General features: G+C 44.1%; 25 protein-coding genes and 1 pseudogene. 14 read left to right on the forward strand and 12 right to left on the reverse strand.

The window, feature by feature from the left end:
• Nucleotides 1-19: 19 nt before the first annotated feature.
• Entirely contained in the window at nucleotides 20-817 is a 798-nt protein-coding gene (locus dnm_RS29435) for a dihydroorotate dehydrogenase electron transfer subunit (RefSeq protein ID WP_207680427.1), read from the reverse strand.
• Between the two features lie 590 nt (nucleotides 818-1,407).
• Between dnm_RS29435 and dnm_RS29440 the strand changes: the two genes are divergently transcribed.
• Entirely contained in the window at nucleotides 1,408-1,608 is a 201-nt protein-coding gene (locus dnm_RS29440) for a cold-shock protein (protein ID WP_207680428.1), read from the forward strand.
• Nucleotides 1,609-1,829: 221 nt separating this feature from the next.
• Here dnm_RS29440 and dnm_RS29445 read toward each other — a convergent pair whose 3' ends face one another.
• The 10 genes from dnm_RS29445 to gyrA all read right to left on the reverse strand — a co-directional run bounded on the left by dnm_RS29445 (nucleotide 1,830) and on the right by gyrA (nucleotide 12,421).
• Nucleotides 1,830-2,087 (reverse strand): hypothetical protein, encoded by a 258-nt coding sequence (locus dnm_RS29445; RefSeq protein ID WP_207680429.1) that lies wholly within the window; start codon nucleotides 2,085-2,087, stop codon nucleotides 1,830-1,832.
• A gap of 105 nt (nucleotides 2,088-2,192) precedes the next feature.
• Nucleotides 2,193-2,906, reverse strand: coding sequence for a RadC family protein (gene radC, locus dnm_RS29450; RefSeq protein WP_207680430.1), 714 nt, complete (start codon nucleotides 2,904-2,906; stop codon nucleotides 2,193-2,195).
• Nucleotides 2,907-2,913: 7 nt separating this feature from the next.
• A complete protein-coding gene (locus dnm_RS29455) occupies nucleotides 2,914-3,549 on the reverse strand; it encodes a DUF3226 domain-containing protein (protein ID WP_207680431.1) in 636 nt (211 codons plus the stop codon).
• A gap of 3 nt (nucleotides 3,550-3,552) precedes the next feature.
• The gene (locus dnm_RS29460) at nucleotides 3,553-4,560 is read right to left on the reverse strand and encodes an AAA family ATPase (protein WP_207680432.1); all 1,008 of its coding nucleotides are present in this window, start codon (nucleotides 4,558-4,560) and stop codon (nucleotides 3,553-3,555) included.
• A gap of 28 nt (nucleotides 4,561-4,588) precedes the next feature.
• Complete coding sequence (locus dnm_RS29465) at nucleotides 4,589-5,524, reverse strand: hypothetical protein (protein ID WP_207680433.1); 936 nt, start codon at nucleotides 5,522-5,524, stop codon at nucleotides 4,589-4,591.
• Complete coding sequence (locus dnm_RS29470; RefSeq protein ID WP_207680434.1) at nucleotides 5,524-6,636, reverse strand: DUF3696 domain-containing protein; 1,113 nt, start codon at nucleotides 6,634-6,636, stop codon at nucleotides 5,524-5,526. The genes dnm_RS29465 and dnm_RS29470 overlap by 1 nt, the downstream gene beginning before the upstream one ends.
• Entirely contained in the window at nucleotides 6,633-7,748 is a 1,116-nt protein-coding gene (locus tag dnm_RS29475) for a GmrSD restriction endonuclease domain-containing protein (protein WP_207680435.1), read from the reverse strand. The genes dnm_RS29470 and dnm_RS29475 overlap by 4 nt, the downstream gene beginning before the upstream one ends.
• 29 nt (nucleotides 7,749-7,777) lie before the next feature.
• Nucleotides 7,778-8,143, reverse strand: coding sequence for a type ISP restriction/modification enzyme (locus tag dnm_RS29480; protein ID WP_276571917.1), 366 nt, complete (start codon nucleotides 8,141-8,143; stop codon nucleotides 7,778-7,780).
• Nucleotides 8,144-8,795: 652 nt separating this feature from the next.
• Entirely contained in the window at nucleotides 8,796-9,821 is a 1,026-nt protein-coding gene (locus tag dnm_RS29485) for an NAD(P)H-dependent glycerol-3-phosphate dehydrogenase (RefSeq protein WP_246556141.1), read from the reverse strand.
• Between the two features lie 158 nt (nucleotides 9,822-9,979).
• Nucleotides 9,980-12,421: a DNA gyrase subunit A gene (gene gyrA, locus dnm_RS29490; RefSeq protein ID WP_207680438.1), complete on the reverse strand. Its 2,442-nt coding sequence runs from the start codon at nucleotides 12,419-12,421 to the stop codon at nucleotides 9,980-9,982.
• 1,423 nt (nucleotides 12,422-13,844) lie between these two features.
• On the opposite strand from gyrA, the gene dnm_RS29495 reads away from it, so the two are divergent.
• From dnm_RS29495 to dnm_RS29515, 6 genes and pseudogenes are all read left to right on the forward strand, one after another.
• Entirely contained in the window at nucleotides 13,845-15,236 is a 1,392-nt protein-coding gene (locus dnm_RS29495) for a sigma-54 interaction domain-containing protein (protein ID WP_207680439.1), read from the forward strand.
• Nucleotides 15,237-15,424: 188 nt separating this feature from the next.
• Nucleotides 15,425-15,706: pseudogene (locus tag dnm_RS31760) on the forward strand (NifB/NifX family molybdenum-iron cluster-binding protein); the annotation flags it as partial.
• Nucleotides 15,707-15,851: 145 nt separating this feature from the next.
• Nucleotides 15,852-16,097 carry a hypothetical protein gene (locus tag dnm_RS31085; protein WP_246556143.1) on the forward strand — a complete coding sequence of 82 codons (246 nt, stop codon included), beginning with the start codon at nucleotides 15,852-15,854 and terminating at the stop codon, nucleotides 16,095-16,097.
• Between the two features lie 96 nt (nucleotides 16,098-16,193).
• Nucleotides 16,194-16,589 (forward strand): DUF5320 domain-containing protein, encoded by a 396-nt coding sequence (locus tag dnm_RS29505; RefSeq protein ID WP_207680441.1) that lies wholly within the window; start codon nucleotides 16,194-16,196, stop codon nucleotides 16,587-16,589.
• A 427-nt stretch (nucleotides 16,590-17,016) separates the two neighbouring features.
• Complete coding sequence (locus tag dnm_RS29510) at nucleotides 17,017-17,358, forward strand: NifB/NifX family molybdenum-iron cluster-binding protein (protein WP_246556144.1); 342 nt, start codon at nucleotides 17,017-17,019, stop codon at nucleotides 17,356-17,358.
• Nucleotides 17,359-17,488: 130 nt separating this feature from the next.
• Nucleotides 17,489-17,746 carry an FmdB family zinc ribbon protein gene (locus dnm_RS29515; RefSeq protein WP_207680442.1) on the forward strand — a complete coding sequence of 86 codons (258 nt, stop codon included), beginning with the start codon at nucleotides 17,489-17,491 and terminating at the stop codon, nucleotides 17,744-17,746.
• A gap of 179 nt (nucleotides 17,747-17,925) precedes the next feature.
• Here dnm_RS29515 and dnm_RS29520 read toward each other — a convergent pair whose 3' ends face one another.
• On the reverse strand, nucleotides 17,926-19,623 hold the full coding sequence (locus tag dnm_RS29520) for a long-chain-fatty-acid--CoA ligase (RefSeq protein WP_246556145.1): 1,698 nt from the start codon (nucleotides 19,621-19,623) through the stop codon (nucleotides 17,926-17,928).
• A 492-nt stretch (nucleotides 19,624-20,115) separates the two neighbouring features.
• On the opposite strand from dnm_RS29520, the gene dnm_RS29525 reads away from it, so the two are divergent.
• The 7 genes from dnm_RS29525 to tnpA all read left to right on the forward strand — a co-directional run bounded on the left by dnm_RS29525 (nucleotide 20,116) and on the right by tnpA (nucleotide 25,578).
• Complete coding sequence (locus tag dnm_RS29525) at nucleotides 20,116-22,197, forward strand: (Fe-S)-binding protein (RefSeq protein WP_207680443.1); 2,082 nt, start codon at nucleotides 20,116-20,118, stop codon at nucleotides 22,195-22,197.
• A gap of 640 nt (nucleotides 22,198-22,837) precedes the next feature.
• Nucleotides 22,838-23,239, forward strand: coding sequence for a hypothetical protein (locus dnm_RS29530; protein ID WP_207680444.1), 402 nt, complete (start codon nucleotides 22,838-22,840; stop codon nucleotides 23,237-23,239).
• A complete protein-coding gene (locus dnm_RS29535; protein ID WP_207680445.1) occupies nucleotides 23,232-23,654 on the forward strand; it encodes an HNH endonuclease in 423 nt (140 codons plus the stop codon). The genes dnm_RS29530 and dnm_RS29535 overlap by 8 nt, the downstream gene beginning before the upstream one ends.
• A 19-nt stretch (nucleotides 23,655-23,673) precedes the next feature.
• A complete protein-coding gene (locus dnm_RS29540) occupies nucleotides 23,674-23,820 on the forward strand; it encodes a hypothetical protein (RefSeq protein WP_207680446.1) in 147 nt (48 codons plus the stop codon).
• A 288-nt stretch (nucleotides 23,821-24,108) separates the two neighbouring features.
• Nucleotides 24,109-24,405, forward strand: coding sequence for a type II toxin-antitoxin system RelE/ParE family toxin (locus dnm_RS29545; protein WP_207680447.1), 297 nt, complete (start codon nucleotides 24,109-24,111; stop codon nucleotides 24,403-24,405).
• Nucleotides 24,406-24,433: 28 nt separating this feature from the next.
• Complete coding sequence (locus tag dnm_RS29550) at nucleotides 24,434-24,718, forward strand: HigA family addiction module antitoxin (RefSeq protein WP_207680448.1); 285 nt, start codon at nucleotides 24,434-24,436, stop codon at nucleotides 24,716-24,718.
• Nucleotides 24,719-25,125: 407 nt separating this feature from the next.
• The gene (gene tnpA / locus dnm_RS29555) at nucleotides 25,126-25,578 is read left to right on the forward strand and encodes an IS200/IS605 family transposase (protein WP_207680449.1); all 453 of its coding nucleotides are present in this window, start codon (nucleotides 25,126-25,128) and stop codon (nucleotides 25,576-25,578) included.
• Nucleotides 25,579-26,011: the final 433 nt, after the last annotated feature.

Here is a 26,011-nt window from a genome sequence, read left to right on the forward strand (position 1 = left end):
AAGAGGCAAGGGGTTGTTATCAAATCCTGAGCAGACCTGAATCAAAAACCGGTCCGTTTTTGCAGACATGCAGGTATTTATCAGGATCTGTTTTGCTTTCAACAGCGCATCCCAGACAGGCTCCCATGCCACATGCCATGATGGTTTCAATGGAAATCTGACATGGTGTCGCGTATTTTTCCGCAATTTGTGCAACAGCGTTTAACATCGCGGGGGGACCGCAGGCATAGATGATATCCGGACGGTTTTTCTTTATTTCAGATTCAAGCGGGACCGTGATAAGTCCTTTTTTCCCCGCACTTCCGTCATCTGTGGTGATGTCTGCCGTTATTCCCATGGAGAGAAAATCATCTTTGCACAAAATATCATGTTTTGATCTGCCGCCGATAAAGACTTGGCATTCTGAAAGATCAATCCCTGTTTTCTGAATGGAGGAAGCCAGAAAAAACATCGGAGCAACCCCGATTCCTCCGGCCACAATAAAAATGCGGCGCACATTATCGGGAATGACAAAACCGTTCCCTAATGGTCCGAGAAGGTCTATTATATTACCTTTTTTATAACTGGAAAGTTTTTGGGTGCATGTTCCGACGACTTTATAAAGAAGTTCAATTCCTTTGATGCAGTCATCTTTTGTGATGAGCCGGTGGATGGAAAACGGGCGACGAAGCAACCGCGCAATATCATCCCCGAATCGCAGCGTGATAAACTGGCCCGGGTGTGCATCTGAATACCCTTTGTTGCATGTTAAACCAATTTTGTAATAGGAACCGCTTATATTTTCGTTCCAAAGAACCTGATTTTTTTCTTGAAACATTTTTATATGGAAGAGTGTTAGGTGTTAGGTGTTAGGTGTTAGGTGTTAGGTGTTAAGTGTTAAGTGTTAAATGTTAAATGGCTCCTCGTTCCCATGCTTCGCGTGGGAACGAGATCGCCACAGGTTTTTAAAAGATACTATCATAAATAAAAATTATCAAGAAATAATTTGTTCTGCCGGTAATCAGACTTTGAAGATAAGTACCTGAGCAAAAGTTTTTTTATATACTTTTTTTCCACGAGCGGCGGAGAAACCCGGCTTTTTCCTTTGCCAGAGACGCGTCATTCCGGAAAAAAAAGCCGGGTTTCTTCCCCGGGCAGATATTAAAAACTTATAGTCAGGTACTTACACCATATCCGGCGAAACTAGCTGCTTTTATTCTTATTTTTTCTGTTCTGCATATGGAAATACAGCCATTAAGAAAAAAATATTTCTTTTATGCTTGACTTTGTGCAACAAAAGGCTTATGTTATTTTTTATTAAGGCTCGGTCATATTTCCGGGCAGTTTCGTTCTGAAGGATTGTTCCATATGTCAGTGTGGCAACCTGAGGTTTGGGAACTTAAATCATTTTGAAAGGAGGTTGGCACAATGGCAAACGGAATTGTCAAATGGTTCAGTGATAAAAAAGGCTTCGGCTTCATCGAGCAGGAAGACGGAAACGATGTATTTGTTCATCATTCAGCAATTAACGCATCCGGTTTCAGGACTCTGAGCGAAGGTGACAGAGTGACTTTTGACGTGGAACAAGGCCCTAAAGGACCTGCTGCGGCAAATGTGACAAGAGTTTAGCACTGTCATTTGAATAAATAGAATAAAAAGGCATTTCCCAAAATAAGGGGAATGCCTTTTTTATTGTGGTATAAAGGCTCATGAAAAAGCCGGATTTTTTGCCCCCGGTCATACAAATATTTAATGTACCCTTCGACAAGCTCAGGGTGCGGACCGGCCTCGTTGCCAGACGGGGTTTGCGACGCTGTCCGGTAAATTACAACATAACAAGTCGAAACCTGTTATGAGCCTTTTTCTTTCTTTTTCCGATGAATAACTTTTTTTTTCGACCACCTTTCCAGAAAGCTGATCATACCGGAATCATAAGCTCTGTCTATCACTTCTTCCCGAACTTTCAGCCCGTCTGATCTCCCCATGGCGGTCTTTAAACATTCTGTTTTATGTTCACACGCAAGACAGTCCTCAGGGGTATGTCTGAGGTCATCTTCTCCTTTTGGAAAAACTATATCGAGTACACCGAAACAAGATGGATATTTCATAATTAATTGTCAGCTTTCAGTTGTCAGTAAAAAATAATCCGCTATCTGTCAGCACGCTCACCTGACAGTGCAAAGACATTGCTAAAATTGATAATTGACAAAGAGTTACTGTTCGCTTTCACGATTCATTTTGGCAATATAGCCCTGATCCGCAAAGCTGAAATACGTGTTATTTCCTATTACCAGGTGTTCATGAACGGTTATTCCCATCACCTTGCAGGCAAAGACAAGCTGACGGGTTATGGCAATATCTTCTGCCGAGGGCTTGGGATCGCCTGAGGGATGATTGTGGGCAAAAATAAGCGCGGCAGAATGGTGACTCAGGGCCGCTGCAACCACTTCTCTCGGATAAACAGAACTCGCGGTTAATGTCCCTTCAAAGAGTGTCTCGGTGGTAATGACTTTGTTTTTCGCGTCCAGAAAAATCACTTTGAAGCATTCACGGTTCCTGTCCCTCATGTTGTGATAGAGATAATCGAACAGTTCCTTTGAGTTGTTAATGGGATCTCTTTGTATCAGTTTTTTTTCAAGATATCGGTCCGCAACAGCCTTTATCAGTTTGATCCCCAGCAGATTCGAAGGGCCGATCCCTTTAATCTCCTGAAGTTCTTCAGAGGACGCTTCAAACACGGCCTGGAAAGTTTTAAATTTTTCCAAGGCGTCTTTTGCAGCCTGTTTGCAATCTTTTCTCGGGGTTCCGAGGGTCAGAAGCAGTTCAATCACTTCATAGTCAAGGAAACCGCCAAGCCCCGAGTCAAGAAACTTTTCCCGCAGCCGCTTTCTGTGACCTTTTCCTTTATGGGATGTGTTTTTTTCCATGGAATTGCTATCTGAATAATTTTTTTAACCATTTGACAAAGTCGCTGGCTTTACCGTCGTCAACAATATACTCCTGAGTTTTAACAAATCTGTAAGTAATGGCATTTCCAAGCTGAGTGCCTGGTCTTTCCTGCCATGCAAGCCATGTATGAATAATGGCCTTGGATTTCTGAGTTTCAGTGAATCTGTTTTTACCAGTCGAAATAAGCGCATCAACTTTTTTCTTTGCAATGGGTAATAAGTCGTCATTATCCGGAACCAGAAAGCGAACAAAATCTTCTATTGTCCCTTTAACCTGATTATTTGGCATGAGCCAGATTCCGATTTTAGGCAATTCTTCTTCTTCATCACTCAGAATTATGCCTTTGGGATTCGGATTTGTCGGAATATTTTCATATCCGGATTTGTCAAGATTGTTCTTCAATGTCTGCCATCTTTCGGCTAAAACATCATCTGAGTCAACGATAATTCCGACAACCTCATAGGTTCCGGTTTTAATTGTTGTCGGAAGAAGATTAAGGAGTTTATTCATCCCTTCACAGTTCTTAATTTCAAAATCTTCAAAAGCTATTTTTCGCTTTTTCAGAAGTTTTTCAATGACCTTTTTATCGTCTATACCTTCTACCAATAAAAGTTTTTGCATGGCTTATCTGATTTCAAGGTTTTGTTCCAAACTCAGTTTCACCTCTTCAATATCAAGTTCCACTGCTCTGATCATCTGCTTTTTAGGCAATAATTTCAGTTTTATGACTGTTGTTTCGTCCTGATGCCCCTCGGACAGAGCAATTTTCTGTAATGCCCAGATGGTATCCCGGCTGTGAGTTGTAGCAATTATCTGAATGTTCAGCTTTTCAGCTATTTGATAAATGATTTTCCATAATTTTTTTTGCACAGACCAATGAAGTCCGTTTTCAAATTCATCAATAAGTAATGTTCCGTTTTCACAACAAACAAGCGCAATCACAGTTCTGAGTACACGGACAGCCCCGTCTCCCATACTGCCCAGGGCGACAGGCCGGCTCTTATTTCGTAATTTTACAATGGCTTTTTTTATCGCAGATGTCTCATCAATGAAAGCAAGTCGTTGGATATCTTTGTCAATAATCTGCAATGCTTCAATTACATAATTTTCCTTATCTGTTAATACAATTTCACTCCATCCCAACGACAGTCTCAGGCTGCTATCAGGCAAATTCGCGCTGACTATATTATGTTTTGTCTGAGCTGACGAATATGATATATGGTTTTTAAAGTCGGATAATGGAATTTCCTCAGTTTTATTATTGTCTTCTATTATCAGGACAGGCTGATTTTTATCTATCTTATCTAAATAAAAAAAAATACCTGTCTGCTCATCCCTTCCGATATAAACAGCCTCACTTTTCTGATTAAGAATTTTTCTGTCATAAAAGAGCGATGTCAGACCGTTTAAGACATCCTGAAGTGAGTCATTTGTTATCCATTCGCCCCTGTGGTGAGGCCAAGTATAAATCTGCCTACCTATTTCATCCTTTTTGAGATAAGTTATAAGGGCTTCTAAAAGAGAACTTTTGCCCACATTATTCTTCCCAATAATCAGATTAACCCTTTTCAGGGAAGTGATTTTTAGTTCTTTGAAAAGTCTGTAGTTTTTTATGTAAAATGATTCTAACATAACTTACCCATTGATTGAAATAAGAGTTTTAATGATACTTGTATGTATCCAAATGCGGGCCAATATAGCCGATAAGGAAGCCTTTATTATTATCATTCGGGGGGCAGAAGTGGATTCTCAAATTCTGCCCTTTTTGTTTGCTATGCCACTCAAACAATCTCTTTTTTCCATCAGGACAGACAAATTCTCTTTGATAGCCATAGTGTTTCAGTGTAATTTTAGTTTCTCTTGTCGCTTCAAGCCCCATTTGCTGATAATCAGGCAGCAAGCTTTCATTTTTGGTTAGTTTTCCGCTGTATTCATTCATTTTGGATAAATGTTCCTGAATGATCTTTACATTTGTTGGCGAAAAATCAAGCCTGTCCAACTGCTCCCTGACGCATTCGCAAAATGAAAGTTCCTGATATAAAATAGCTTTTTGCGTCCACAGGTCCTTCCAGGATGAAATATTCTGAAATATTCTTTTTGTCAGTTCATCAATAACATGAGGCAATTGTTTGGAATTGAACACATTGATAATTTCGGATTCTTCAGCATCTCCCTCTCCCTGGCACTCAAGATAAATTCGTTCCGAATCATACAAGGCAGAATTTTGCAGACTTGTCAGTATGCCGTCAAAAAAGAACGCACCTGCCAGAGAACTGGAACTCACATCCTCACTATGAAGGCGGCATTCGTGATAATCAAGATATTCATCCAAAAGCGTTTCAATATACGGGCCCTTCCGAACAACAAACCTGAACCAGCGCATCTGATCTTTGCTGGCTTTATTAAGCCATTGAAAGACATTATATTGTGAAGCAATCTCTTTTTCCCACAGTCTTTCCGAAGTGCATAAAGGGTCTTCATTTTGAACGGATTTGAGGAGTTTGATCACTGAAATCAGTTCATTCATTAAGTCATGAGCGTGATTACGATCAGAAGCCTGCCCTTGAAAAGATAACTCATTGACAAACACATACATCAGAACAGCTCCTCCAAATCCCGCTCGAATTGATCAAAAAATCCTTCAGGCCAACGATCTATACCTCCGTCTTTGAAAATTCGGGGCTTTTCCACGATATTACTTCCCAATGTTTTACCCCGGGAAAAAAATTGCATTTTCATATCATCAGAATTGGCGATTATACCTTTCTTTACCGCTATACGAAGGCCGTTAAGAATATGATCGCTATGGGTTTCCAGAATAACCTGAACTCTGTTTTCCGCAACTTTGGCGAGGAACTGAGCAAGCCGTGACTGGCCCGCAGGATGCAGATGAGCCTCCGGATTTTCAATAATCAGCATGGTTCCCGGTTCTGCCATGAGAGCGGCGACAATGATGGGAAGTGTATAAGATATTCCAAATCCCAAATTTGTAGGACGCATATAATCCGTCTGCTCGCCATAGACCTTAATCCCCAGTTTTACCCAGTCCGTCTGAGTGACAGATTCGGTGTTAAACATGACATAAGGTGTGACCTGCCGCATCCAAAGCTGGGTCTGGTGTGCAAGGGAAGAATTGATGATCCCTTCATCTGTTTTTAATGCGAGGTCTGAATTTGGGATGGGATCATCTCCGAACTTAGCCAGACAATGCGCTGTATGTTCCCCCTGAAAGCCGACGTGCATCTCCTTATGTGATAATTCTGTCATCGGATAGGTCAGACGGGGGCCCAGACGTTCAGCCATAAGATAAAAAAATCTCGGGGCAAAAATTCCTGATGAGGGTAAATCCGCCATGTTCGAAGAAATGCCTTCCATAAAATATTTATCAGGATTCTCCTTCTCATACCCAAAAGTCCAACGAAACGAATGGTTCGGATTTTTAAAGTTTGAAGTGAAAGCAACAGAGTCTTCCTGGCTTCCGTAATAAAGGGCATCTTTGGCAGTGCCGATTTTGATCAGATCACCATTTAAGGGAAGTTTGTTCTCCTTCAGATCGCCTGTGAGATAAGCCTGTCTCAGCAACAGCAACGCCTGAATAACCGTTGATTTTCCGGTAGCGTTAATTCCTGCGAAAAGAGTTATCTTACCGAAGGTTATATTTACATCCTCAAAACATTTAAATCGTTCAATTCTCAAATTGGAGATCATGACAATGCCTCATTTATTATCTGCATCGTGGTGGCAAACCGTTTTTGCACTTTCTTTACACCGCCAGTACCCTGAGTAACTGATGCCATGTAATCTTTATCATTATTCATCGCATTTATAAAGCCGTCAATGATTCTGTTTTTATTGCTAAAAAGTTGGTTGTCATCAAATCGTTCCAAACACTGAGACCATACCTCAAACAAAGCCTTGTTAATTGGATTTCTTCGCCCATTCCTTGCAAACATTTTACGAAAGGCATGTTCTCCAAAAATTTCTTTTGAAATTCTCATTGATCTTAGGAAGTAATTTTTAAGGTTCAATATAGCAGAAACATCCATTTCATTAATCTTAGTCATAGCATCGCTTAAAAACTGATTAAGGTCCGGCTTGTTATATTGCTGCATAAGACCTGTATAAACAAGGTGAAATGCACAATAACGGAGTACGCATTCCCGATCATCCATCCGTTTGGTGTTGATGGAACCGGTGGTTGCTTCCAGAAATTCCTCTGACTCAGCCAATTCTTTGAGCAGAATTGTTGCTTGCCCTTGATGCAGACAGTGACGAATTTCCTGTGGTGACAATACCATTCCGCCTGTGTTGATACGATAGAAAATGGAAAATTTCACCTCAGCAGGGGTATCTGGTTTTATCACATATAAATGCAAATAAGCCTCTTCAATAACCCGTTGAAAATTACGCGGCAGTTCATCAAAATTTTTTCCATTTAACTGATTGCCTAAAAACTCAAGATTATTTAAACGAAGCTTTTTTTTATTGATAAAACGATCCAAGGTTGTCAAACGTTGAAGCCCGTCAACAACGAGCCACTCATCATCATCTCTGGCATCCAGATAAAACGCAGGTAGAGGAATCCTTATAAGTACAGATTCTATCAGTCTGCTCTGACGTATATCATCCCATACAATATTACGCTGAAAATCGGGCTGAAGGTTGATTTCTTTGAAATCTATCTTTCGCATTACCTGTAATACAGTCATGGGTCTGGCATCAACCTGAATTTTGCTCGGATCATAAGGCTTTTCTATAGGTTCATCCTCACTTAAAATCTCCTCTTCATCAATGCCCTGATCAAATCTGTCATTTGTCATGCTGTATTCTCCCAACAAACTTTTTTAATTTACATAAAATCAATCTTATCAATTTCTTGCATAATTCTGTCTGTTTCTGTCAATGCTTTGATTATTTTCTGATAATGCAGAATATCATCAAAATTCAGTTCACGTCTTTTTCTGTCTCTGAGCCATTTCCGGGCAGGCTGATAACCGCCGATGTAAAACTCCCATGCGATTTTCGGCACGTTGTCAAAATATTGTTCGTCGTTTATCCGCACTCGCCCTGCCTTATTCTTCTTATCAGTGATTTCATAATCTTTTTTCACAATCTTGCGAGTAATAATATTGTCGCCGTCCTGCGGATAGGCGGTGATAAATTGTTCCACCTTGGGATATTCTTTTTTGTGATAATGTAATCCGGCGCGCCGCAGGCGATGCGGGACGGCTCATTTGTCACAAGCACATCCCTGCCAAGTGATTCCAGAAAACTCTGCAAATCCCCCCTGAAAGTGTGTTCTGTTGAAATGCCTGTTCCGAACCTTTTGTTTATTCTCTCAACATAGTTGGTTATCATTATAGTTGATTAGGGATTTCCCCAAAAATAAAATATCCGAAGATGTAGGGTGGGTGGAGCGAAGCGGAACCCACCTTGTGCGGTGGGTTCCGCTTCGCTCCACCCACCCTACATTTTTTGTATCGGGTATGTTATATATTTCGAGTTCCCTTATCATTATTTTTCGTTTCTTTGCACCTGATTTTTTTGTCATTCCGTTCGACTGAGACTTCGGCGTGAACTCAGTCGAACGCTCACGCCGAAGCCTGCGAAAGCAGGAATCCACTGGTTCCGGGCATAATAAAAAAGTCTCACCAGATCGAAAACTTTCCGGGCTGTGCGGGGAACGGCGCAGAAACCCGGCGGCGGAATTAAAAACAGGTATGTTCATTCTTGGAAATCGCCTTATTTTCCACAGACAGTGCTAATCCATTGGAAATCATAAGGAGTGCGAAAATTACATTTTCGCATAAATTCGTAGTGATACTCATGGCGAAAATACAATTTTCGCACTCCGGATCAATAAATATTTATTCTTCGTCCATCTCATGTCTCAGATCCCGGGTCATGAGCTTGTAAACTGCCTCTCTCGGAGAAACATCATCATAAAGAATATGGTAAGTTTCATGGGAAATCGGCATTTCAACACCGAGTTTGCGAGAGAGATTGTAAACAGATTTGGCCGTTTTTACCCCTTCCGCAACCATCCGCATTTCAGACAGAATCTCTTTCAACGTCTGTCCCTGGCCTATTTTTTTGCCTACCGTATAATTCCGGCTGAGTTCCCCGGTGCATGTCAGAACCAGGTCCCCGATACCCGCAAGCCCCGTAAACGTACGCGGATTTGCCCCCAGCCTCAGACCCAGCCTGCGAATCTCTGCAAGCCCTCTTGTAATCAAGGCTGCCCGCGTATTTGATCCCAGGCCGAGGCCATCTATAATTCCGGATGCAATGGCAATGACATTCTTGACAGACCCGCCCAGCTCCGCACCGGTCACATCATCATTTGTGTAAACCCTGAAAAACGGCGTTGCAAAAATATGCTGTACAAACTGAGCTGTTTTATGGTTCTTTGATGCCACAGTGACAACAGTGGGAAACTCCGCCGCAACCTCCCGGGCAAAACTCGGGCCGGAAAGAACTGCGAAGTGGCTCTCAGGAACTTCGGGAAGCGTCTCCGCAATCACGCCGGACATGGTCAGATGGGTTCCGTTCTCAATCCCTTTGGAAGCGCATACAATAATTGTTTGCTCGGATATATGCCCGGCAATTTTAAGGGCGGTTTCCCGCATCACATGGGAAGGAACAACAATCAGGACGAGATTCTTATTTGAAACAACTTCGATAAGATCATTTGATGGAAATAAATTGTCTGAAAGAAAAAAGCCCGGAAGAAAAAATTTGTTCTCCCTGTATTCCTCGATCTGCGCTTTTACTTCCTTCTCATAAACCCAGAAGTCTGTTTTAAAACCTTTTGAGGCAAGAAGATTGGCAAGCGCAGTTCCCCAGCTTCCTCCTCCTACCACACCTATTTTTATATCTTTGTCATTTGTCATTTGTTTTGTCATTTGTGATTGGTGGTTTGTTATTTGTGAATTGTGGTCGGGGAATTGTGACCGGAGAATTGTGATCGGGGATTTGTGATTGGGAATTGGGAATTGGCGATTGGCCGTTGATCAAATCACACATCACACATCACACATCACAAATCCCCCTATTCTTCTTCTTCTTCTTCTTTTTCAGCCAGCCTTGCAGCGCCGATAACCCGCTCATCCGGTTCTCTGTCCATGAGCTTTACCCCCTGGGTGTTGCGGCTGATCACCTTAACACTGCTGATGTGCATTCGTATAAGCTTTCCGCTGTCAGCGATGAGCATCAGATCATCATCTTCTTCCACCAGGAGTATGGCAATAACATGCCCGTTCCGCTCACTGGTCTTGATGGTGATGACACCTTTGCCGCCGCGTTTCTGAACAGGATATTCATCAATAGAGGTTCGTTTTCCATATCCGTTTTCGGTTACGGTAAATAAGGTCTGGCCGTAACTCAGAACCTCCATTCCCACAATATGGTCACCCGGGGCGAGTCTCATTCCGTTTACGCCCTTGGTGGCGCGGCCCATGGGACGGGCATCAGACTCATGAAACCGTATGGATTTTCCCATATAAGAACCTAAGAAGACATTCAACGTACCATCAGTGATTCTTGCTGCAATCAGTTCATCTCCGGGAAGCAGTTTCAGGGCGATGATTCCCCCTGACATGGGACGGCTGTATGCCATGAGGTCTGTCTTTTTGACCAGTCCGTTTTTGGTTGCCATGATAATATGATGACCTGCCTCAAACGCGGGCACGGCCAGCACTGTGGTGAGCATTTCATCTTCTCTGAAGTTGAGAAGATTCACAATGGCCTTGCCCCGGCTCGCCCGGCCTGCCTGGGGAATGTCATAGACTTTGCACCAATAGACCCTTCCCTGATTTGTGAAAAACAGAAAAGTATGATGTGTGGAAGCCACAAAGAGATGTTCGACAAAATCCTCCTCTTTGGTTCCCATCGCGGTTTTTCCCTTGCCGCCCCGTCGCTGGCTCTGATAAAGCGTAATGGGATTTCGTTTGATATAACTGCCTTTGGATATTGTGACCACCATATCTTCCTCAACAATCATATCTTCAAGCGTGAGTTCTTTTGTTTCTTCGATGATCTCTGTGCAACGGGTATCTCCGAATTCCTCTTTTATCTCGGAAAGCTCCTCTTTTATGATATTCAGCACCAGTTGCTCACTGGCAAGAATTTCTCTATATGTGGCGATGTCCTTCAGAACATTCTCATATTCTTCTATTATTTTTTCCTGCTCAAGACCGGTCAGCCTGTGCAGGCGCATATCCAAAATCGCCTGGGCCTGGACAGGGGTGAGGCTGAACACTTCTAACAGACGCTCTTTGGCTTGTTTTGATGTTTTTGATTCCCGAATCAGGGAAACAACTTCATCCAGATTATCAAGCGCGATTTTCAGACCTTCAAGGAGATGGGCGCGTTCTTCTGCTTTTTTCAGATCATACTGAGTCCGTCGGGTAATGATTTCCTTGCGGTGAAGAATGAAATGCTCCAGAATCTCTTTCAGACTGAACAATTGGGGCCGGTTATTCACAATCGCCAGAAAAATGATGCCGAAGCTGTTTTCCATCTGCGTATGCTTATATAGCTGATTAAGTATCACCTGTGCGATCTGATCTTTCTTCAGCCCCATGGCAATACGCATACCTTCTCTGTCAGATTCATCTCTTACATATTTTAATCCCTCTATATGCTTATCTTTCATCAGCCCGGCAATTTTTTCGATAAGCCTGGCTTTGTTGACCTGATACGGAAGCTCCGTGACAACAATGGTCTCTCTTCCGGTTCTTTTGTCTTTTTCAACAATGGCCCTTGCCCGCAGTCGGATGATTCCTCTGCCGGTTCTGTAAGCCTCTTTAATGCCTTTGGTTCCGTAGATCATGGCAGCGGTGGGAAAATCAGGCCCGGGAACAAATGTCATCAGCTCCGGCCATGTGATGTCAGGATTATCTATGACCGCTTTGATGGCATCAATAATCTCTGAAAGGTTATGGGGCGGGATATTGGTTGCCATCCCCACGGCAATACCGGAAGAGCCGTTCACGAGAAGATTAGGAATTTTTGACGGAAGTACTGACGGCTCTGTTAAGGATTCATCATAGTTAGGGATAAAATCAACAGTGTCTTTGTCCAGATCCGCGAGGGTCTCATGCGCGATTTTTGACATGCGGATCTCTGTATATCTCATGGCCGCGGGCGGGTCCCCGTCCACAGAACCGAAATTGCCCTGACCGTCCACAAGGGGATATCGTAAAGAAAAACTCTGAGCCATCCGCACAATGGTGTCATATACTGCGGTATCTCCGTGAGGATGGTATTTTCCAATGGTGTCTCCCACGATACGGGCAGATTTTTTATAAGCTTTGTTCCAATCATTTTTCATTTCACGCATTGAAAACAATATGCGGCGATGGACGGGTTTCAGTCCGTCACGCACATCTGGCAGTGCTCTCCCGATGATCACGCTCATGGCGTAATCGAGATATGATTTTTTCATTTCACTCTCGATGCTGATCTCGGGCGTTCTTTCTGTAAGTATCATCTTCTTACCTGAATTTATGGGTTATAATTAATAACAGGGGTTTTGATCATTATTTGGCCCGGAATAATGTTCCGGCTTTTGAAAACATGGAAAATTTCAGGCTCAGATTACGATATGGGTTGAAATAATGGTCAATGCCCGGCTGATTTTGCAACATATCAAGGTGTAAGCTCAGTAATCTCATAAAAGCCATAATATTTTGTTTTTATATTATAATATTCTGATTTTAAAAAAATAAAAAATTTTTAAAAATTTGTTTTTTTACGAAACTGTCAGGTTTGTCCCAAATACTATTTTTCGCTTTTGTCTGTCAACAGCTTATCAACTGCCATGACATGCTTTTGATAAAAAGCCTGATGTTTATCTAAGTTGTAACATCTTAAAATTACAATATTTATAATTAAATCCAGAGCCGATTTCCACTGGCCGGAAGTCTGGTTTGACTGAAACTTTTTAAAATACTATTTTTAATTTTTATTTGTCAATACTGAAAAAAATTCTCGATGACCAGGTTTTTTGCGGCTGCCTGAATTTACTGGCAATTTTCAGACAGCGTGCTGATTTTCCCGGACTTTTCGCTACAAGGATTTTATATAAGAAATGGATGATAATCCTTTTACCATAAAAACATTTTCTGAAAAACTGGGTTTTTTTATCTGTTTTCACTGAAAATATTTTCATAACTGGGGGAAAAAACCGGGTTTTTCATGAGCGTTTTTTATATAAAATACTTGGGAGAGTATTCCAAAAAAGCAGGGCAATGACCACGAATGACGGGTGTGTCCCACCTTTTACACACCCGAAAAAATTAGCCACAAAGCCACAGAGAGACTTCGTGCCTTCGTGGCAAAAAAACGGCCGCTTCCGCTTTTCACATATCCGAAAAAATCAGCCGCAAAGACACAGAGGAATCACAAAGAGACTTCGTGAAACTTCGTGTCTTCGTGCCTTCGTGGCAAAAAAACGGCCGCTTCCGCTTTTCACATATCCGAAAAAATCAGCCGCAAAGACACAGAGGAATCACAAAGAGACTTCGTGAAACTTCGTGTCTTCGTGCCTTCGTGGCAAAAAAACGGCCGCTTCCGCTTTTCACACATCCGAAAAAATCAGCCGCAAAGACACAGAGGAATCACAAAGAGACCTCGTGAAACTTCGTGTCTTCGTGCCTTCGTGGCAAAAAAACGGATGTGTCCCGCCTTTCACACATAAAACCTGTCCTTGTGTAAAAGGCGGGACATACCCCGAATGACACATATTTTACAAATTTTTTAAGTAAGTGCGGGGCAGATCGGTGACATGCTGCTTCTGACTGCATATAATATGTATGAAATGCTCCTGTGGAATTGGCAGATTCCGCGGGCCTGGTTCGGATTTGCCAATTCGAATCCTGCTGAATTTCAATGATAGAAAAAGTGAACAATTTATGAGTACACAAAAAAATAAAAAAAAACACACTGACAAGTCGGTGCCTTCTGACCCCACGACAATCATTCTTGAAAGCATCTCTGACGGTGTGTTCACCGTTGACAGTGACTGGCGAATCACGTCTTTTAACCGGGCAGCAGAAGAAATTACAAGTATTCTCAGGGAAGAGGCGATTGGCAGGCACTGTTCCGAGGTCTTCCGTGCCAGCATGTGTGAGACAGATTGCGCTTTGCGCCGCACCATGGACACGGGAACGCCCATCATAAACAGGTCAGCATTTATTGTTGACGCTGAGGGCCGGCGTATTCCCATCAGTGTTTCCACCGCGCTTCTTCGCGACGAAAACGGCAATATTGTGGGCGGCGTGGAAACTTTTCGGGACCTCAGTCTGGTTGAAGAATTGCGAAAGGAGCTTGAGGGACGCTTTCAGATGGGGGATCTGATCAGCCGGAGTGTTTCCATGCGTGAAATATTTGATATTCTTCCGCAGGTAGCCGCCAGTGACAGCACCGTGCTTATCCAGGGTGAGACCGGAACAGGCAAGGAACTGGTGGCGCGGGCCATTCACAATCTGAGTCCCAGACAAAATAAGCCTTTTGTCGCGGTCAATTGCGGTGCCCTGCCAGACACGCTGCTGGAATCGGAGTTGTTCGGCTACAAGGCCGGTGCTTTCACCGGAGCAAACAAGGACAAGCCCGGACGATTCGAGCTGGCCCGGGGCGGTACGTTGTTTCTTGATGAAATCGGAGAAATAACTCCTGCTTTGCAGGTTCGGCTCCTGCGGGTCTTGCAGGAAAAAATATTTGAACCGCTCGGCGGAACAGCATCTGTCACCGCGGATGTCAGGATTATCACGGCGACAAACAAAGATATTGCCGCGCATGTTAAAAATAACAATTTTCGGCAGGACCTGTTTTATCGAATCAATGTTGTCAGAATTGATTTGCCGCCGCTCAGAAAACGCAAAGAGGACATCCCCATGCTCGCGGAACATTTTGTGACACGCTTCAACCGGTTGCAGGACAAATCCCTTTCCGGCGTGAGTTCGGAGGTTTTGGCACGTCTCATGGCTCACGACTTTCCGGGCAATATCCGGGAGTTGGAAAATATCATTGAATACGCGTTTGTTCTTTGCAGGGAGGGAGAGATCGAATGCTGTCATCTTCCCGGGGACTTTATAGCGTCGAATCCGCGAACCCCGGGGCCGGATGATATAAAAAACACCGTCAGAGCCATGGAAGCCCAGACCATTCTTGACGCGCTGAAGCGCAACAACAATAACCGCATCGCAACAGCCCGGGATCTGGGCATACACAAAAGCACGCTTTTCCGAAAAATAAAGTCCCTGGGCCTCTCTCTGCCAAAAAAGGACGGACGCAGCCGGAAATAAGACAAGGTTGCATTTTTGCGCCTCTGTATCTGTCACAGCGTCGCAATAATGCGTTCTCTGATGGATATCCGACCGGACGGTCATATCATCTCAACCCATTGATTTATAAAAATTTAGCTTAAAAAAATGTCTGATATTTCCTTTTTGGCACGGTCTGTGCATATTTAAGTATTCGGAGGTGACATCTGATGAAAATAGCCCTTGCGATTTGGGGGGGGAGAATTTCGCCGGTGTTTGATGTGTCCCGGCAGATTCTCATCTTAACTATCGAAAACGGATCTGTGGTCGGAAAAACTGAAGAGATAATTACAAATGATGACCCGGTTCGCAGGGCTTCCGGACTGGCGGAACTGAAGGTACAAACGCTGATTTGTGGTGCCGTTTCCCGACCGCTGGCCAATATGCTCACTGCATATGGTATCAGAACGATCCCCTTTACCGCTGGTGAAGTTGAGGAAGTCATTGCCGCTTATCTCGCCGGCGACTTGCCGAATCCCGCGCTGTTAATGCCCGGATGTCGCGGGCGGGGCAGACGATTCCGGCACACGGTATTGCAAGAACCACAAACCATAAAACCATTCGGGGATACATCACGGCCCCGAGAGAAAAAGGAGGGTGAAAATATGCCAAAAGGTGACGGAAAAGGGCCCCGGGGCAAAGGCCAGGGTCGAGGTATGGGAGGTTGTGGAAACCAGGGCGTTGGCGGACAGGGATCAGGAGCCGGGCAGGGCCGGAGACGCGGTTGTGGTCAGGGTTCCGGTCAGGGTTCTGGTCAGGGTTCTGGTCAGGGTTCTGGCAGAAACAAATAAAAAAAACTCAGACATCCTTCATTTTCCGGTTGACAATTCGAAAGAATGCTGAAATGAAATTTTAGCACTCCTTTGGAAAATGTGAACAGCTTTTCAGATAAAATGAAGGATGTCAAAACTCATTTTCCAAACAAAGGAGGACATAATTATGCCACGTGGAGATGGAACCGGACCCGTTGGAACAGGTCCTATGACAGGAAGATCAGTCGGGTATTGCGCAGGATATTCTGTGCCGGGGTATGGAAATCCGATTTTGGGACGAGGCTTTGGCAGGGGCTTTGCTCGCGGCAGAGGACTCGGCGCTGGCAGAGGATTTGGTGCTGGCAGAGGACTCGGCGCTGGCAGAGGATTTGGCGGGCCTCAGATGGCCTGGCCCGGGGGAGTCGCAGGCCAGATGCCTTACGGTCAGGGAAATTTCGCAGCTCAGACTCAGGAAGAAGAAAAAGGGTTGTTGCAAGGACAGGCCGATCTTTTGCAGAATCAGTTGAATGACATCAGAAAACGGCTTGATGAGTTAAGCAGTCAGGAAACCCCGAAGACCTGAGAATCGTCTTTTATAAACAGACATAAGCTTCGGTCACAACGAACCATGAAAGCTGGCCCCTGGCCTCTGGCCTCTGGCCCCCGGCCCCCGGCCTCTTTCATATAACCCTGCAACGTTATTTATGAATAAACACGAATAAATTTAATTGCTTGCCATCTTTAAAACAATAACAGAAATTCTTTAATTTGAAAGTGTTATTTCCTGAGTGATATTGCAGTATGCAGGCTGGGTCATTTTTTAATTGAGAATTGATAATTGAGAATTGATAATGCTTTGATTTTCAGTTCTTAATTTTAGTTTTCAATTTTATTGTTTTTTATCGAATAAAAAAGACTCAGCCTGCAAGCTTGAAAAAAAGAACACCGGGCATAGTTCTTCATCACACGAATATTGAAAATAAAATTGATTGATCGTTATAAACGGAGGAATGGATAATATGAAATTTGCAGTGCCTTTGGCAAACGGAAAACTGACAGCTCATTTTGGTCATTGCCAGGAGTTCGCTCTTATTGATGTTGAAGAAAATGATATAAAAAACAAAGAAATAGTTATACCGCCACCTCATGAACCCGGAGTCCTCCCAAAGTGGCTCCACGACCAGGGCGCAGACGTTATTATTGCCGGCGGTATGGGACAGAGGGCTGTCCAGCTTTTTGATCAGGCAGGAATAAAGGTTATCATCGGCGCGCCTGTTGAGGAACCTGAGACCCTTATTAAACATTTTTTAAATAATACGCTGACTACCGGTGACAATCTGTGCGATCATTAGAAGGGTAAGTAAGGTGTTAAGTGTTAGGTGTTAGGTGTTAGGAAAGACCCGAAGCTTTCATGTTTTGTTGTGAGCAAAGCCATGATCGTTATGCAGGTTTTATCAGGTTTATAAAATAAGGAGTACGATCTTGCCATTATTCGATTATTTATGTCTGGACTGCGGCGGTTCCAGTGAAATTCTCATCACAGGCTCCGCGGACCAGCCAAAATGCAATGCCTGTGGCAGTCACAATTTAAAAAAACTTCTTTCCGCGCACGCTTCTATGTCCGGACCGGTTAAAAACAGGATGCCCGGTCCGGGAGATACGGGCTGTTGCGGATCAGCTCCGGGGCATGCAAATTGCGCCGGGCCTGGCAGTTGTTGCGGAAAAAATATAGTGAATTGAAATTACCCTTATTAATTAAAAAATAAACAAAGCTTGGCATCCTAAAGGATTCCCGCGAAAGCGGGAATCCGACCCATCCGCACGAACTCATCTCCGATATTGATTCCCCTATTAATTTCCCAAAAAATAATTTACCCTACATTTTCATGAACCGGGTATGTTATTTATTTCGAGTTTTCTTACGAATTTCTTTTTGCCATTTCTTCTGCTCTGAGGTCTTTTCTTAAAATTTTGCCAATATTGCTTCGGGGCAGTTCGTCTCTGAATTCGATTTCCAGGGGCCACTTGTATTTAGCCAGATTCTTTTTGCAAAATTCCATTAATTCCTTTTCCGATATAATTTTACCCTGTTTTGTTACAACAAAGACCTTGACAGCCTCTCCCCGGCGAGGATGCGGAATTCCCACAGCACAGGCCTCCTTTACATCCGGGAATTCATAAAAAACCTCTTCGACCTCCCGGGGATAGACATTGTATCCGCCGGAGATGATCAGGTCCTTTTTTCGCTCCACAATATAAAAATAGCCGTCTTCATCCATTTTGGCAATATCACCGGTATGAAGCCAGCCGTCCGCCGTAAGCGTTTTAGCTGTTTCTTCAGGCATGTTCCGATAGCTTTTCATGACCTGGGGGCCCCTGATAAGCAGCTCCCCGGATTCACCGACCGGAACATTTGTTTTTCCATCGTCCAAATCCACAATACGGCATTCTGTATCTGATATGGGCACGCCGATGCTTCCGATTTTTCGCTTTTCCTGATTGAACGGATTGATATGGGTGACTGGTGAGGCTTCGGTTAATCCGTACCCCTCGACAATGACAGCCCCTGTTTTTTCCTCAAATTTTTTTATCACCTCAACAGGAAGGGATGCGCTTCCGGAAAAACAGCCCTTGACAGATTTGAGGTTGCTGCGACGGATCGCAGGATGACTGAGCATTCCGATATACATGGTGGGCACAAGCGGGGCAAATGTCGGGCTGAATTTCCTGATGGATTCAAGCAAAGCCCCGGGCAGGGGCTTCAGAACGAGGATATTACCCCATCCCATGTATATGGACAGGTTCATTGCTGTGGAAAGTCCGAAAACATGGAAAAAAGGAAGCGCACCCAGCATGATTTCCCTGCCTTTTTCAAAATCCGGAAACCATGCCCCGAGCTGCTGAACCTGCCGGCTTAAATTGCCATGGGTCAGTATGGAGCCTTTTGAAATCCCGGTGGTTCCGCCGGTGTACTGATACATGGCAACATCATCAAAAGAAACTTCGGTCTGAGGCGGATTTGGGGGATATTTTGCCAGAATTTTTTTCCATTTATAAACATCTGCCGCGGGGTTCACATTTGCGGCCCACTTTTTCTTTTTGCCCACAAACGGAAAAAACAGGTTTTTGGGAAAGGGCAGATAATCCCCGATGGAGGTATAAATGATTTGTTTTATTTTTGTTTTCGGTCTGAGGGCTACCATCCGGTTGCCAAGCAGATCAAGGGTGATGAGTACTTTCGCGCCTGAATCATTCAACTGATATTTCAGTTCCCGGTCTGAATACAGGGGATTGTTCATTACGGTTATTCCACCGATTTTCATGATGGCATAATAGGCCGCGACACAGGGAATAAGGTTGGGAAGAAGAATGGCAACCCTGTCCCTTTTTTTGATTCCGAAATCATTCAGGCACGCGGCAAAGGAGTTCACCATATCATTCAGTTTATGATAACTGATTTTATACCCCTGAAAAAGCAGCGCCATATTGTCAGGAAACGCTGAGGCTGATCTTTCCAAAAAACCGGGGAGACAGATTTCTTCATATTCCAATTTTTCCGGGATATCTTTCTCATAATAAGGGAGCCATGGCTTATCCTGGTATCTGCTCTCTTTCATCAGAGGGGTCTCCTTTTTTATTGTTTAAAAAAATTTTATATGATATAAAATAGAATTTTGCATTAAAATAAAATGGGATATTTGTCAATAAACGTTGTCATATCTGAAGTCTGTGCGGTTGTGCTTTCATATTAACTTGCGGAAATAACGGGCTGATTGACAAGTTCCGTAGGGACGGCATATTTGTAGCAATGGCACGCTTCGAGTCCCATATCGGAACGCCATGTTTGCAACGCCGGATATGCCCCGTCCCTATTGGGATTCGGATGTTCTTATGCTGCAAATATGTCGTGCCTGTGGGACGTTTTAAACACACTCTGTGTTTGTTTTTTCTTGACAGCTTAACCTGAATTATTCATAAAAATTGTTTATACATAACTATAAGAATGGCTTGTAAAAAGGAAATCAGAAAAAATTTTTTTTATAAACCATCTCTGTAGTTTTATTATTTTAATATTTATACTAACTATGAAAGGAGAAAGAAAGTAAAAAATGGTGAAAGAAGCTTTAATTGCTCCGGCTAATATGTCTCTTATAGGGATTCCTGGCTGGATTTTTTCGGTTCTGATTCCGATCATCGGGGTGGCCGTGTTTACCTATATTATGGCAAAACGAATTGCCCCCTTGGTTCTGGCCGCGCCGGATTATCGGTTTGACCGGATCTTTACTCGGATCAAAAACCTGCTGAAACTATGGTTGGCCCAATGGAAGCAGCCACGATACAGGCTTGCCGGTGTGCTTCACATTATGATCTTTGCCGGTTTTATCGTTCTGTCCGTTCGTTCCACATCCCTGGTGATTATCGGTATTTCCGAAGATTTTGTATTGCCGGGACTGGGCGGAACCCTGGGGCATGTGTATAATTTCTTCAAAGATTACGCAGCCACAATGGTTCTGGTCGCGTGTGTCATCGCTGCATATCGGAGAGGGATTATGAAACCCGCGAGATATGCGGTACCGGAACAGTATGGCCATGATCATACGGCCGAGGCTGTGTTTGTGCTGGGCCTTATCTCTTTGCTGATGCTGTCTGAAAGCTGTTTTGAAGCCAGCGCGGTTGCTGCCAATCTTCAGAGCGGTCTGCATGCAGAATATCTTGCGCCGCTGAGTCTTGCCTGGATTATAAGCAAGCTGCTGCTCAATGTGTCTGTGGAAACATTGCAGCCGATCCATGTGGTGGCTTATTACATCCATGACCTGACGTTTTTCTTCTTCCTGTGCTTTTTGCCCTTGGGGAAACATTTTCATGTGATCACTTCCTTTTTTAATGTCTTTTTCATGAAACTGGACAAAGGTACAATCAAGCCGGTGAAATGGGGTGTTGAAGATGAGCAGTTGGATGATCTGGAGTCTTTCGGTGTGAAGAAGTTCGAGGATTTCACATGGAAGCATATGCTTGATTTTTATTCCTGTGCGGACTGCGGAAGGTGTTCGGATCAGTGTCCTGCAAATGCTGTGGGACGGCCTCTGTCTCCCCGGTTCATCACGATTAAGGCACGGGATTACTGCTTTAGTCATTTTCCGATAAAGGGTGATTTTGTCAAGCGTGAAGAACTGATCGGCGATATTTACACTGAAGATGAAATCTGGTCCTGTACCACCTGTGGCGCGTGTGAGGAAGAATGTCCTTTGGCGATTGAGTATATTAACAAGATCGTTGACCTGAGACGGGGCATGGTGGATGAGGGCAACGTGCCTCAGTCCCTGCAAAAGCCCTTGAGCGCATTGGAGAAACGTGGGAATCCCTGGGGCAAGATGGAGAAGAAACGTGCGGACTGGGCAACGGATAAGGAGTTTGCCGCAGACTGCAAGGTGAAGATTCTTGACGGGAAAAAAGATACGGCCAAAACCCTGTTCTTTGCGGACAGTATCACGTCTTATGATGACCGAATTCAGGAGATCGGGAGATCCACGGCCCGGGTGCTTACGGCCGCGGGTGTGGATTTCGGTATCCTGGGTAAGGCGGAAAAAGACAGCGGTCATGAGGTGAGGCGGTTTGGCGAGGAGATGCTTTTCCAGGACCTGAAAGATCAGAATACAGATGCCATTCTTGCATCAGGTGCGGAACGTATTGTTACAGCCGATCCGCACGCGTTTAATGCGCTGATCAAGGATTATAAAGGGCTTCCGCCTGTGGAGCATATCAGTCAGGTGATTGCCAGTGCCATAAATGACGGAAAGATTCGCCTGAAGGCTTCTGAGGAGGGGAATGGTGCGGTTTATACCTATCATGATCCGTGTTACCTGGGACGCCATAACGGCATTTATGATATTCCGAGGGATGTGCTGGACGCCATTCCGGGCATGAACCGGGTGGAGATGATCAAATCCCGGGATCGCTCCTTCTGCTGCGGCGGCGGGGGGCTGATGCTTTTTTACGAACCCATTGAGGAGAAACGCATGGGGCAGCTGAGGGTCGAGATGGCAAAGGATGCCGGAGCGACCGTCATTGTCACAGCCTGTCCCTTCTGCATGGTCAATATCGAGGATGCGATAAAGACCAGCGGCTTGGAAGGGCAAATGGAGGTGATTGATCTGGTGGAACTGATTGATCGGCATCTGGTTACAGAATAAAATAATTAATTGATTAAAAGCCGGGCTTTTTTAAAAAGCCCGGCTTTTTTTATTACTGTTAATGCCATGCGCAACTTTTTTAACTGAAGAGAAGAACACGGACACATATAAAGCCACAAAGGCACACAAAGAGCCTTCGTGAACCTTCTGCCTTCGTGTTTTTGTGGCTATAGTCCCGTAGGGACGGATGAAAATAGCCCGGCAATTCATTGCCGGGGAAAGTCATCAATCTGTTTATAGTCCCGTAGGGACGGATGAAAATAGCCCGGCAATTCATTGCCGGGGAAAGTCATCAATCTGTTTATAGTCCCGTAGGGACGACTGAAAATAGCCCGGCAATTCATTGCCGGGCAACGGACTCGAAAGGATTGACATAAGATGGTAACAGATGTAATAAAAAGAGAATATGATCTGTAATAAGTTGCTTTTTTTTATGCGAATTTGGTGTCACCTGTAAGTTGCGATTTTTCCACACAGCATTCAGGCGGAATTATAAAAAATAATATATTTGTTTCAGGCATATGAGATACAGACTGGGCAGGAGAATCCGACTTTGGAAAATATGAGGAAATACTGAAATATTTTTTCCCGTCCCTGTCGTCTGAGTGAATATTATGCACAAAAAGATGAGGATTAAACGATGACAACAGTCAGGGTTGAAACAGAAATATCCTTCGATAAATTATTGAAAGCCGTCGAACAATTGAGTCAGAACGACCTCGAACAACTGATGAATCAGGTTCTCGCTTTGCAGGCGAGACATAAGGCTCCTTCTCTTCCCAAAGATGAGAGCGATCTGATGCTGAAAATCAGTCAGGGACTACCCTCTGAGACGCGGAAACGTCTTGGCAAGCTGGTTGCCAGGCGTCAGGAGGAGAAACTTACCCCTGAGGAGCATCAGGAACTGCTCCGTCTGACCGATCTGCTTGAAAAATCAGATGCGGAGCGTATGAAACATATATCGGAACTGGCCCGTATCCGGGGAGTCTCCATAGAGGTTCTGATGGAAGAGCTGGGAATCAGTCAGTGTGCCCATGCCTGAAAGACGTGTTACAGCCGAGCAAAGAAGAATCGTGACGGAACGGGCGAACAATTGCTGTGAATACTGCCTTTCTCAATCCAGATTTGCGACAGAGTCGTTTTCAGTGGAACATATCATCCCTCGGTTCCTCAGCGGGCAGACCGAACTGAAAAATCTGGCGCTGGCGTGCCAGGGTTGTAACGGACACAAACACATCAGAATCCGGGAATATGATTCTGTAACTGGAAAGGATGCTCCGCTGTATCATCCGAGAATGCAGAAATGGAATGATGATTTCAGATGGAATGATGATTTTACCCTGATCATAGGCATGACTCCCACAGGACGAGCCACGGTGGAAGCCCTGAAACTTAACAGAGAAGGGCTGGTTAATTTACGGGGGGTTTTGTACGCGGCCGGAAAACATCCTCCGTGAAAAGAAAAGTGCGGAACCCATGAAGAACACCTGTAAAACATTGCTTCGTTATTATTTGGAAAAATATGATGACATGAACTCATTGGAAAAACTGATAAATAATGCGATTGTGACGGATTACGGCTATCATATGCTGGTGATGCCGACCCGGGAAGTACCGGCATAAATGGTCTGACCCGGATATGAAGAATGGCGAGGCCGAAAATATCATAATTAATTCAGGAGCGACGTTCCGTATCTGGATATGCCCTGATGTCCAGTTCAATCAGTTATGATTGATTTGGCGATAAAGTAAGTACCTGATCAATAATTTTGTAATATTTCCGAAACGGTGACAGCCTGAAAATTCGGAATGAGACTTCGGAAAAATGTCATAAAACTTTTGTACAGGTACTTAAAATTGGTTACCGGAGACGAAGTTTTCGATGTATGAAGACAAATATGAGTTTTATAAATGGGCATAAAAAATTTCAGAAACAAAGGCACTGAAGACATCAACTATGGCAGATCTTCCAAAGCAGCTTTAAAAATCCTTCCCAAAAATCTTCACAGGAAGGCTCAGGTCAAACTTGCCCGTCTGTCCGCTCTGAGTTCCTTTCTTGATTTAAAAGAAATCCGTGGGAATCGTTTTGAATCACTGAAGGGAGACAGGGAGGGCCAATACAGTATCCGAATCAATGATCAGTACAGAATTTGCTTCGGATGGGAAAAAGACGAGGCAACCGATGTTGAAATTGCTGATTACCATTAGCTGATTTTAATAAAAGGAGGGAACAACAATGAACGGAGGTCATATCACACCGGTTCACCCAGGCGAGGTTCTGAAGGACGAATTGGAAGAAACAGGAATTTCCCAGCCGGCACTTGCCAAACATATCGGCGTATTACCTGAGATCATTAGCGAAATATGCCGGGGCAGACAGGGGATAAACCCTGAAATGGCTGTCAGGCTTTCAAGAGCACTGGGCGGAACCCCTCAGTTCTGGCTCAATCTTCAGAACAATTGGGAATTAAGCCAGCTAAGTTACGATAATTTTGACAACATTAAGCGAATCGCAGCGTAAGCGTGATTGCTGACTTCTTTTGTTCCGTAGAGACAGGATGAAAACAGAGGTTATTTAGGAGAATTCGGGTTTCCCGGAAATTAATGACTTCGGTCTCAATTGTCTCTACGGGACAAAAAACAATTTTGGGAACCGATTCCCCGGCAATGAATTGCCGGGCTATTTTCAACCGTCCCTACGGGACAAAAAACAATTTTGGGAACCGGTTCCCCGGCAATGAATTGCCGGGCTATTTTCTTTCGTCCCTACGGGACTAAAAACAATTTTGGGAATCAGTTCCCCGGCAATGAATTGCCGGGAAAACCATCATTGATTTGTTTATCCGTCCCATAGGGACAGAATGAACCGGAGAAAGGCATCATTAATTTATTCAAAAAATTACGAATATATGAGAAAGGAAACACATCATGGCAAATTCATACATCAGCCTGTATGTTCATTATGTGTTCAGCACCAAAAACCGCGATCCGCTGATCCGTCCTGAAATTCGGGACCGCCTGTGGGCATACATGGGCGGAATTGCGAGGGAAAATCATATGAAGGCCATTTCCGTGGGCGGAACAAATGACCATGCGCACCTCCTCATATCCCTGCCTGCGACCATTACCATATCCAAAGCCATTCAGATCATCAAAGGCGGCTCCTCCCGATGGGTGCATGAAACCTTTGAACATATGAAACATTTTTCATGGCAGGAGGGGTACGGGGCGTTTAGCGTGAATGTTTCCATTGTGAAAGATACCGTCCGTTATATCGAACGACAGGCGGAACATCACCGGCACAAATCTTTTCAGGAGGAATATCTCGAATTTCTGAAAAAACATGGTATGGAATATGACGAACGGTATGTGTGGGGATGAAAAAAGAGAGAATTCGGGGGCATTCAGAGGTCATTTAGGGGAATTCGGGTTTCCCGGAAATTAATGAATTCGGTCTCAATTGTCCCTGCGGGACAAAAAACAATTTTAGGGACCAGTTCCCCGGCAATCAATTGCCAACCTATTTTCAATCGTCCCCATGGGACTAAAACCTTTTTAGAAACCAATTTCCCGGCAATTCATTGTTAGGGTGGATTCAGTGTCATATTTTGTCCTGTAGGGACAGAATGAAAATAGCCCGGCAATTCATTGCCGGGGAAAGCGCCATCATTAATTTGTTTATCGTCCCATAGGGACAGAATGAAAACAGCTATGTCGGGGGGAAGCCTCGATTCCCCGGCAATGAATTGCCGGGCTATTTTCAACCGTCCCCTACGGGACTGAAACCGGACTCGGCCCCTTATAACCATCTGAA

It is taken from the genome of Desulfonema magnum, from assembly GCF_017377395.1.
Classification (GTDB): domain Bacteria; phylum Desulfobacterota; class Desulfobacteria; order Desulfobacterales; family 4be13; genus Desulfonema_C; species Desulfonema_C magnum.